The organism is Pseudomonas sp. Pseusp97 (assembly GCF_047304025.1).
Lineage (GTDB): Bacteria > Pseudomonadota > Gammaproteobacteria > Pseudomonadales > Pseudomonadaceae > Pseudomonas.
In genome coordinates, this window is the sequence record NZ_JBGLYK010000060.1 from 17,661 (window position 1) to 27,848 (window position 10,188).

The following is a 10,188-nucleotide window of genomic DNA, read 5'->3' on the forward strand; positions in this document are numbered from 1 at the left end:
AGTGCTGGCGCATTCTGTCAGTCACGTCTTTACTCGGTAATTGTCGGTCAAGACCCGATCATTAGAGGAGACTTAACTTTATGAGCATCACAAGGACCGCTTTACCCCTGTTGCTGGTAAGCACGTTGCTCACCGGTTGCGCAGGGCTGCAGAAGTCCGACTGGCCGACTTGCGCCGTGGTTGGCGGTGTCGGGGGCGCAGGTCTGGGTTCCATCGAGAGCAGCGCCTGGGCGGGTTGGGGAGCCCTGATCGGTGGCGTGCTGGGTGCGTCCTACTGCTGGGTGCATGGCGCCGAAGAACAAGTGGCCGAGGTTCCGCCGCCTGCGCCGGCTCCTGAGCCTGCACCGGCTCCGTTGCCCAAGGAAGAGACCATCGTGGTGCGTGACCTGCACTTCGCCTTCGACTCGTCGAAGATCGATGCGCAGGACAAGGACAAGCTCGACACCATCGCTACCCGCCTGAAGGGTGAGGCCGCGAGCACCGAGCTGAACATCGGCGGCCATACCGACAGCATCGGTACCGACGCCTACAACCAGAAACTGTCCGAACGCCGCGCCAACGCCGTGTCCAACTACCTGATCGACTCTGGCGTGCCTGCCAGCAGCATCAAGTCGGTCGTCGGCTATGGCGAGAGCCAGCCGGTTGCGGACAACAAGACCAAGGAAGGCCGCGCCGAGAACCGTCGCGTGGAAATCAAGATCACCCGCCAGTAAGTCCGGGGTGATCGGTGCAAAGGGGGCCTTCGTGGCCCCCTTTGTCATTCCCGGTTGCCACTGGCACAGGCCGGGGCAGAGGCGTATGTTCCCCGGCAAAGAAAAACACGGGGGCACTTCATGAAAGCGTTGTTGGGGCTGGGCAAACTGATTGCCCTGTTGTTCTGGCTGGCGGTGCTGGCCAACCTGATCCAACCCTTCGCACATCCCTTCGCGCTGCTGCTCAATGCGGCGGGCGCGCTGATCCTGCTGGTCCATATCCTCGAAGTCCTGGCGCTGCGCAAACGCCTGCAGGGTCGCCCGCATCCGGGCATGGACCGCCTGCAGATCCTGCTGTTCGGCGTCTTCCATTTCGCTGCCCTGCCGCAGCCGGCATCCGCAAAAGTAGAAGGAGATACCCATGCGTAAGTCGTTGCTGGGGCTGGCGCTGTTCGCCCCGCTGGCCTGTTCGGCCGCTGGCAGCGTGTCGGTGGAAGCCAACACCGTGCTGCGCCTGCCGGTGAAGGGCGAGAGCCTTAGCCTGGACCGCATCAGTGTCGGCCCGGAGGGCGCGCTGCTGATTCCGTCGCGGGTCAAGGAGCTGAAGATCGGCGAGCTGGACCTGGCGAAGAACGCGCGCATCGGCGTGTTCCCTGGCAACGATGCGCTGCAGATCGAAGTGCAGCACGGCAACCTCGCCGATGGCAGCGTGATCGCCGCGCAAGGCAGCTCCGGCAGCTTCGACAAACCCGCCAGCAGCGGCCGCAACCTGGTATTGCGGCTGCAGGACGTGGCGGTGGAAAACCTGCTGATCGACGTGCGCGGTGGCGTCGGTGCGCCGGGCTATGACGGCCTGGATGGCGGCAGCGCGCAGACGTCCGGATGCCTGTGGGGCAGCGGGAGGTCTGCGGGCGACGGCCAGAACGGCGCCGATGGCCAGCCGGGCGCGTCCGGTGGCGTGGTGCGGCTGGAAGTGCCCGAGCGGTTCGACGTCGAGAAGGTCAGGGTACGCCTGGAAGGCGGCGCTGGCGGAGCGGGCGGCAAGCCCGGCAAGGCCGGACCGCGCAGCAGCGAAAAGGGCTGCTGGTTCTATTCGGTAGAAGGCGAGAAGCCCGGCGCGGAAGGCCAGGGTGGTGCGGAAGGGGCGAAAGGCAGCGAAGGCCGCCTGGACGTGAAGCGCTTCTGAATCGACGTGCCCGAAAAAAAGCCCGCCCGGTTACCAGGCGGGCTTTTTTGTTGAAGCGCGGCTCTTACCAGTGCGGGCGCGCGGCGACGAATGCCACCAGCGCCATGCCGATCAACAGGTTCAGGCCCACGGTCTTGCGGATCCTGCCCAGCGCGGCACCGCCGGCCGGCCAGTCCTCGGCGCCCACCGCGCGGCGCAGTTCCGGCAGTTGCAGCGCCTGGATGCGCAGGAACAGCGCGAGCATCGCCACGTACAGCCCCATCATCACCTGCACGTAGCGCGGCGCGCCGGCCATGCCGTTGAAGCTCAGGTGCAGCATGCCCACGCCGGTCACCGGCAGCACGATCACCGCCGCCCACACCCAGCGGAAGAAGCGCGGGAACACTTCCAGCCACAGCTTCAGCCGGGGCGGCGCTTCCAGCGCGGCGACGGCGGCCGGGCGCAGCACCATCCAGGCGAAGAACATGCCGCCGACCCAGACCAGGGCGGCCAGGACGTGCAAGGCATAGACGAAGGCAAAGGGTGTCATTCGGACGATCTCCGCTGGCGATTGAAGTCAGGCGCGCTATCATAGCCGCCGATTCGAACCACTGAAAATTTATCCAGCATCCGGATATGTCCGCCAGGGCGTGTCCGGGGCCCGGGAAGTCCATGCTCAGCACCGAACTCAAGGCCACGATCCAGGGCGCCTACTCGCGCTTCCTCGAGGCCAAGGAACTCAAGCCGCGCTACGGCCAGCGCCTGATGATTGCCGAAGTCGCCAAGGTCCTGGGGACCATCGCCAGCGACGAGGAAGGCCATCGCCTGGGCGATGCCGCCGTGGTCGCCGTGGAAGCCGGCACCGGCACCGGCAAGACCGTCGCCTACAGCCTCGCCGCCATTGCCTGCGCCAAGGCCGCCGGCAAGCGCCTGGTGGTCGCCACCGCCACCGTCGCCCTGCAGGAGCAGATCGTCCACAAGGACCTGCCCGACCTGCTGCGCAATTCCGGCCTGTCATTCAGCTTCGCCCTGGCCAAGGGACGCGGGCGCTACATGTGCCTGTCCAAGCTCGACCACCTGTTGCAGGAAGGCCAGGCGCAGAGCGCCACCGCCCAGCTGTTCGAGGAGGAAGGCTTCCGCATCGACGTGGACGAGACCTCCACCAAGCTGTTCAACCAGATGATCGAACGCCTGGCGGGCAACCGCTGGGACGGCGACCGCGACTCCTGGCCCGAAGCCATCGAGGACGCGCACTGGGCGCAGGTCACCACCGACCACAGCCAGTGCACCAACCGCCATTGCCCGAATTTCCAGCAGTGCGCCTTCTACAAGGCGCGTGAAGGCATGACCAAGGTCGACGTGATCGTCACCAACCATGACCTGGTGCTGGCCGACCTCGCCCTGGGTGGCGGCGCGATCCTGCCGGACCCGCGCGACACCCTTTACGTGTTCGACGAAGGCCATCACCTGCCGGACAAGGCCATCGGCCACTTCGCCCACTTCACCCGCCTGCGCGCCACCGCCGACTGGCTGGGCCAGGTGGAGAAGAACCTGACCAAGCTGCTGGCGCAGAACCCGCTGCCGGGCGACCTCGGCCGCCTGATCGAACAGGTGCCCGAGCTGGCCCGCGAGCTGCGCACGCACCAGCAGTTCATGTTCACCGCCTGCGAGGAAGTCGGCGACTTCCGCGCCGGCGAGGACATGGAAGGCCGCGAGCGGCCGCGCCATCGCTTCGAGGGCGGGGTGATCCCCGAGCATATCCGCGAGATGGGCATCGAGCTGAAGAAGGGCTTCTCCAAGCTCACCGACCTCTTCACCCGCCTCACCGAACTGCTCAAGGAAGCCATGGACGGAGAGGGCAGCGTCGGTATCGCCAGCCACCAGGCCGAGGAGTGGTATCCGCTGTTCGGCAGCCTGCTGTCCCGCGCCCAGGGCAACTGGGAGCTGTGGACCGCCTTTACCTGCGAAGACCCGGAAGATAGCCCGCCCATGGCGCGCTGGCTGACCCTCGCCGAGAGCGGCACCTTCTACGACATCGAGGCCAACGCCAGCCCGATCCTCGCCGCCGAGACCCTGCGCCGCAACCTGTGGAACGTGGCCTACGGCGTTCTGGTGACGTCCGCGACCCTCACCGCGCTGGGCACTTTCGACCGCTACCGCATGCGCGCCGGCCTGCCGCGCGCCGCCGTCACCGCCGTGGTGCCGAGCCCGTTCCACCATGCCGACGCCGGCGTGCTGCGCGTGCCCGACCTCAAGGCCGACCCGCGCGATGCCGCCGCCCACACCGCGGCGATCATCCGCGAGCTGCCGGAGATAGTCGAAGGCTCGCGCGGCTCGCTGATCCTGTTCTCCTCGCGCAAGCAGATGCAGGAAGTCTTCGACGGCCTGGACCGCGACTGGCGCAAGCGGGTGCTGATCCAGGGCAACCTGTCCAAGCAGGAAACCCTGAACAAGCACCGTTCGCGGGTGGACGACGGCGAGCCGAGCGTGCTGTTCGGCCTGGCCAGTTTCTCCGAAGGTGTGGACCTGCCCGGTGCCTATTGCGAGCACGTGGTGATCGCCAAGATTCCCTTCGCCGTGCCGGATGACCCGGTGGAAGCGGCGTTGTCGGAGTGGATCGAGGCGCGCGGCGGCAATCCCTTCATGGAGATCGCCGTGCCCGACGCCTCGCTGCGCCTGGTGCAGGCCTGCGGCCGCCTGCTGCGCACCGAGCAGGACCGCGGCACCATCACGCTGCTGGACCGCCGCGTGGTGACGCAGCGCTACGGCAAGGCCATTCTTAACGCACTGCCGCCGTTCCGCCGCGAAATAGCTTGAGTGTGCGGGAGCGAGCTCCCGCGCTTGCTGTCAAACGAACGCCCGCCGCCCGGCGGGCGTGTTGCAAGGACTCGAATCCATGACTTCGATGCGTTGGCATCTGCCTCTGCTGCTCAGCCTGGCCATCGCCAGTGCCCCGGCCTGGTCGGCCGGCGGCAATGAAACCCTGTTCAACTTCGTCAAGCCGATGGCCGTGGTCACGGTCACCACGCAGAACGCCGACCTGCCCAGCGCCACCGCCGAGGCCACGCCCGAGGGCGAAATCCTCCGTCGGGTGAATTTCAACCCGGCGCCGCAACCGACCCTGCGCCTCGCACCGTCGAGCGGCAGCTGGGACTGGTCCCAGGCCGACAGCGTCAGCCTGCGCATCCAGAACGCCATGGACTGGGCCATCACCCTGGAAGTGGAAATCGAAGGCATCGCCGGCGCCCCCGGCCTGCGCGCCAGCATCGCGTTGCCGCCGGGCCCGGCGCAGACCCTGGTGATCCCGCTGCACGCCATCGCCCCGGAGGACTTCGGCATGCGCGCCGGCGTGCCCATGCCTGTCACCCAGGACGGTCAGCGCCTGCTTCTGGCGAGCAAGGTCACGGGCGAGCTGAACCGCAGCCAGGTCGGCGCGGTCAAGCTGTTCCTCACTTCGCCCAAGGCGGCGCAGGACATCCTCGTCGGGCGCTTCGGTACCCGCGCCGGCAACGACGAATACCACAAGGCCTACACCGGCATCGTCGACGCCTTCGGCCAATCCACCCGCAGCGACTGGCCGGAAAAGGTGAAGAGCCCCGAACAACTGGCCAACGCCTGGAAAGCCGAAGGCGAGCAGTTGAAAAAGTGGCAGCCGGCGCCCGGTCGCGACGCCTTTGGCGGCCTGCTGGACGGCCCGGCGTTCGAGGGCACCGGCTTCTTCCGCACTGAGAAACGCAACGGCCGCTGGTGGCTGGTGACGCCGGAAGGGCACTCGTTCTGGTCCATGGGCGTCAACGCGGTGAACGCCGACAGCAGCCAGACCTACGTGGAAGGCCGCGAGTACATGTTCGCCAGCCTGCCGAAAGAGGACGAGCCGCTGGCCGCCTTCTACGGCCAGCGCGATGACCGCAACGGCGTCGGCGCCCAGCAGGGCCGCGCCTTTGGCAACGGCCGCTGGTTCGACTTCTACGCCGCCAATCGCTTCCGCGCCGACGGCGGCCTGAGCGCCGACGCCGCTGCCGCCGCCTGGCGCGAGCGCACCGTGCAGCGCCTCGGTTCCTGGGGCTTCAACACCCTGGGTGACTGGAGCGATCCGGCCTTCGCCGAGGATCCGCGCATGCCCTACAGCGTGCCGCTGTCCATCAGCGGCGACTACGCCACGGTCAGCACCGGCTACGACTGGTGGGGCGCCATGCCCGACCCGTTCGACCCGCGCTTCGCCATGGCCGCCGAGCGCGCCATCGCCATCGCCGCCCGCGACCACCGCGAGGACGCCTGGCTGCTGGGCTACTACGCCGACAACGAACTGGCCTGGGCCGGCCGTGGCGATGACGACCAGGCACATTTCGCCCTGGCCTTCGGCACGCTCAAGCTGTCCACCGACAGCCCGGCCAAGCGCGCCTTCATCAAGCAGCTCAAGGACAAGTACGAGGACCACGAGCAGCTCGCCGAGGCCTGGGGCGTGCAGCTGGGCTCCTGGGAAGACCTCGACGCGCCGGGCTACCAGGCACCGGTCCCGAGCGAGGCGCACCCGGCCATCGCCCAGGACTACAGCGCCTTCCTGCGGCTGTACGCCGACCAGTACTTCAAGACGCTGAAGGACTCGCTGCAATGGCATGCGCCGAACCACCTGCTGCTCGGCCCGCGCTTCGCCGTCAGCACGCCTGAGGCGCTGGCCTCCTGCGCGCAGTATTGCGACGTCCTCAGCTTCAACCTCTATGTGCCGCTGCCGCAGCAGGGCTTCGACGCCAGCTACGTGCGCAGCCTGGACAAGCCGGTGCTGATCACCGAATTCCACTTCGGCTCCCGTGACCGCGGGCCGTTCTGGGGTGGCGTCGCCGAGGTTTACAACGAGCAGCAGCGCGGCGAGGCCTACCAGCGCTTCGTCGCCGAGGCGGCGAAGGAGCCGAACATCGTCGGAGCGCACTGGTTCCAGTACCTCGACCAGCCGGTGACCGGCCGCCTGCTCGATGGCGAGAACGGCCACATCGGCCTGGTCGGCATCACCGACCTGCCGTTCACCGGCTTCGTCGACGGCGTGCGCAAGGCCAACCAGCAGACGCTGAAAAGCATCGACGAACAGGCCCGCGCCGCCGCCAAGGTGGCACCGGAGCCCGCGCCGAAACCCGTGCCCGCCTCTGACGACGACGAGGAACAGGCCTCGGAGCAATGATCCGTCATTCGTGAAGCCACACCCTGCCTTCGGCAGGGTTCCCAGGGGCGGAGCGCGCTGAAAGAATGGCGGCTTTGCCCCTGTGCATTTCCGGAGCTTGAGATGACCCTGAACGGCCACTGCGATCCGCGCTTCACCCCCGTTGCCGATGCCTTCAGCGCGCTGTTCGAAGACCCGCAGGAGCGCGGCGCGGCGCTGTGCATCCAGGTCGGCGGCGAGACAGTGGTCGATCTCTGGGCTGGCAGCGCGGGCAAGGAGCCAGGGCAGGACTGGCAGGCCGATACGCTGCTCAACCTGTTCTCCTGCACCAAGACCTTCGCCGCCGTCGCCGCGCTGCAACTGGTGGGCGAGGGCCGCCTGGAGCTGGACGCGCCGGTGGCGCGCTACTGGCCGGAGTTCGAGCAGGCCGGCAAGCAGACCATCACCGTGCGCCAGCTCCTTTGCCATCGCGCCGGTCTGCCGGCGATCCGCGAACCGCTGGCGCCCGAGGCACTGTATGACTGGTCGACCATGGCCGCCGCGCTCGCCGCCGAGACGCCCTGGTGGACGCCGGGAGCCGAGCATGGCTACGCGCCCATTACCTACGGCTGGCTGATCGGCGAAGTGATCCGCCGTGTCGATGGTTGCGAGCCGGGGGCTGCCATCATCGCGCGCACCGCCGAACCGCTGGGGCTGGATTTCCATATCGGCCTGGATGACGCCGAATTCCACCGCGTCGCGCATATCGCCCGTGGCAAGGGCAACCTGGGCGATGCCGCCGCGCAACGCCTGCTGCGCACCATGATGACCGACGCCGCCGCGCTCTCCACCCGCGCTTTCACCAATCCGCCGTCGGTGCTCACCAGCACCAACAAGCCGGAATGGCGGCGCATGTCGCAGCCCGCGGCCAACGGCCACGGCAATGCGCGCTCTCTGGCCGGCTTCTACACCGGCCTGCTGCAGGGCAGATTGCTGGACGAAGCGCTGCTGGCCGAGCTCACCCGCGAGCATGCCGTTGGCGAGGATCGAACTTTGTTGACCTGTACGCGCTTTGGCCTGGGCTGCATGCTGGACCAGCCGAGCGTGGCCAACGCCACCTACGGCCTTGGCCCGCAAGCCTTCGGTCATCCGGGGGCCGGCGGCTCCATTGGCTTTGCCGATCCCGAGCGCGAGCTGGCCTTCGGATTCGTCGTCAACACCCTTGGCCCCTACGTGCTGATGGACCCGCGCGCCCAGCGCCTGGCGCGTATCGCCGGCGACTGCCTGTAGCGACGGGCGGGAGGAACCTTCCTCCCGCTGCGCCTTCTTAAGGTCGTCCGCATTTGCCGTCGCACTGGCTGCGACGGCCTTCACCTGCGCGCAGGTATGCGCCGCTCGTCAGTTCGGGATTAAAATCTCGTTCCAACTGAGTAAGTTATGTACAACTCTTAAGCTGATTGCTGAAGTCAGGGTGCTGCCGCCTGCCGGTCGCGCGCCCCGTCTTCCTTCATGTTCCGACTTATGGAATCGCCCGCATGAACCCGTTGCTCTCCCATTCGCTGAAAGTCTCCACCCTTGCGCTGTGCGTCGGTCTTTCCGCCTGCAGCCAGTTCCAGTCCCAGGATCAGGCCAGGGCGCCGGAAAGCGCAGCGGCTGCCGCCAAGCCCGGCACTGGCCACTGGGGGTGGCCTTTCGGTGGTGACGAGGAAGTGAGCGCAGCGGCGCCCGCGCCGGAGAAAAAGCCCGCCGAAGCGCCCAAGGTCGCCGATGCCGGCAGCAAGCAGCCCGGTGGGCACTGGTGGTGGCCGTTCGGCGTGAGCGAAAGCAAGCCGGGCGCCGACAAGGCCGCCAAGCCGCAGGACGTCAAGGTCAGCAAGGAATGGCTGGACCAGCACGAGAAATCCCTGCGCGCCGCGGTGGCCGGCAGCAAGTTCACCGTCGAGCGCCGCGAGAATGCCCTGGTGCTGATCGCGCCGGTGGAAGGTTCCTTCAACCCCAAGCGTCCTGAGCTGCTGCTGCCGATTACCCTGGCGCCGCTGGGCAACGTGGCGAAGATGCTGCAGAACGATCCGGAGAGCGGCGTGCTGGTCCTCGGCCACAGCGACAGCTCCGGCGACAAGGCGCTCAACGACAAGGTCAGCCTGCAGCGCGCCCAGGCGGTGTCCTCGATCTTCCGCCTGAGCGGCCTGGGCGCCGATCGTCTGCGTCTGAAGGGCGTCGGCTCCAGCCTGCCGCGTGCCGACAATGGCAGCGCCGAAGGCCGTGCGCTGAATCGTCGCGTCGAAGTCCTGGTGACCCAGCGCACCAGCCTGCTGGCGCTCGCACAGGCCAACTGATCCGCGCCGGGCAAGGCGTCATTCCGCCCGGAGTGACGCTTGTCGTGGATCAAGCGCGAAGGCGCAACTCTGGATAAGCTTAGGGACTTCTTCTGCAGGAGATTTCCGATGGCTCAGACCCTGGCCGATATGCGCCGCGAATACACCCGTGACGGACTGACCGAAACCCAGGCGCCCGTCGAACCGTTCAGCCTGTTCAGCCAATGGTTCGAAGACGCGGTGAAGACCGAGCAACTGCCGGTCGAGCCCAACTCGATGATGCTCGCCACCGTGGATGCCGATGGCCAGCCGCACTGTCGGGTGCTGCTGCTCAAGGGATTGGACGAGCGCGGCTTCACCTTCTTCAGCAACTACGAAAGCGCCAAGGGCCAGCAACTGACGGAAAACCCGCGAGCGGCCATGACCTTCTTCTGGCCGGCGCTGGAGCGTCAGGTGCGCATCGAGGGGCGGGTCGAGAAGGTCTCGGTCGAAGAGTCCGCCGCCTACTACCGCGTGCGCCCGCTGGGCAGCCGCCTGGGCGCCTGGGCCTCGCCGCAGAGCCGGGTGATCGACGGACGCGGCGAACTGGAACAACTGCTGGCCGAGACCGAAAAACGCTTTGCCGACAGCGCGCCGACCTGCCCGGACTTCTGGGGCGGCTATCGCCTGCTGCCGAGCCGCATCGAATTCTGGCAGGGCCGCCCGAGCCGCCTGCATGATCGCCTCAACTTCCGCAACGAGAACGGCGCCTGGGTGCGCGAGCGCCTGGCGCCCTGAGTCGCTGTTTGTTTTTCGTAGGAGCGAGCTTGCTTGCGAACCAAGCCTCGCTGAAGCGGTTCGCGAGCAAGCTCGCTCCTACAAGATCAAAAGCCCCTCACCCTGGCT

General features: G+C 67.3%; 9 protein-coding genes. 8 read left to right on the forward strand and 1 reads right to left on the reverse strand.

Features of this window, described 5'->3' with window-relative positions; all coding sequences use genetic code 11:
* Positions 1-80 precede the first annotated feature (80 nt).
* The 3 genes from ACCC94_RS12825 to ACCC94_RS12835 all read left to right on the forward strand — a co-directional run bounded on the left by ACCC94_RS12825 (position 81) and on the right by ACCC94_RS12835 (position 1,878).
* A complete protein-coding gene (locus tag ACCC94_RS12825; RefSeq protein WP_026079264.1) occupies positions 81-713 on the forward strand; it encodes an OmpA family protein in 633 nt (210 codons plus the stop codon).
* A gap of 120 nt (positions 714-833) precedes the next feature.
* Entirely contained in the window at positions 834-1,121 is a 288-nt protein-coding gene (locus tag ACCC94_RS12830; protein WP_413349833.1) for a DUF1145 domain-containing protein, read from the forward strand.
* Positions 1,114-1,878 carry a collagen-like protein gene (locus tag ACCC94_RS12835; protein WP_413349834.1) on the forward strand — a complete coding sequence of 255 codons (765 nt, stop codon included), beginning with the start codon at positions 1,114-1,116 and terminating at the stop codon, positions 1,876-1,878. Before ACCC94_RS12830 ends, ACCC94_RS12835 begins: the two co-directional genes overlap by 8 nt.
* A gap of 64 nt (positions 1,879-1,942) precedes the next feature.
* On the opposite strand, the gene ACCC94_RS12840 is transcribed toward ACCC94_RS12835, so the two are convergent.
* A complete protein-coding gene (locus tag ACCC94_RS12840) occupies positions 1,943-2,407 on the reverse strand; it encodes a CopD family protein (RefSeq protein WP_413349835.1) in 465 nt (154 codons plus the stop codon).
* A 122-nt stretch (positions 2,408-2,529) separates the two neighbouring features.
* On the opposite strand from ACCC94_RS12840, the gene dinG reads away from it, so the two are divergent.
* The 5 genes from dinG (at position 2,530) to pdxH (ending at position 10,080) form a co-directional block, all read left to right on the forward strand.
* On the forward strand, positions 2,530-4,674 hold the full coding sequence (gene dinG / locus ACCC94_RS12845) for an ATP-dependent DNA helicase DinG (RefSeq protein ID WP_413349836.1): 2,145 nt from the start codon (positions 2,530-2,532) through the stop codon (positions 4,672-4,674).
* 79 nt (positions 4,675-4,753) lie between these two features.
* Positions 4,754-7,030 (forward strand): beta-galactosidase, encoded by a 2,277-nt coding sequence (locus tag ACCC94_RS12850; protein WP_413349837.1) that lies wholly within the window; start codon positions 4,754-4,756, stop codon positions 7,028-7,030.
* 102 nt (positions 7,031-7,132) lie between these two features.
* Positions 7,133-8,278, forward strand: coding sequence for a serine hydrolase domain-containing protein (locus tag ACCC94_RS12855; RefSeq protein ID WP_413349838.1), 1,146 nt, complete (start codon positions 7,133-7,135; stop codon positions 8,276-8,278).
* Positions 8,279-8,523: 245 nt separating this feature from the next.
* Positions 8,524-9,324, forward strand: coding sequence for an OmpA family protein (locus ACCC94_RS12860; protein ID WP_413349839.1), 801 nt, complete (start codon positions 8,524-8,526; stop codon positions 9,322-9,324).
* Between the two features lie 108 nt (positions 9,325-9,432).
* Positions 9,433-10,080, forward strand: coding sequence for a pyridoxamine 5'-phosphate oxidase (gene pdxH / locus ACCC94_RS12865; RefSeq protein ID WP_413349840.1), 648 nt, complete (start codon positions 9,433-9,435; stop codon positions 10,078-10,080).
* Positions 10,081-10,188 lie beyond the last annotated feature (108 nt).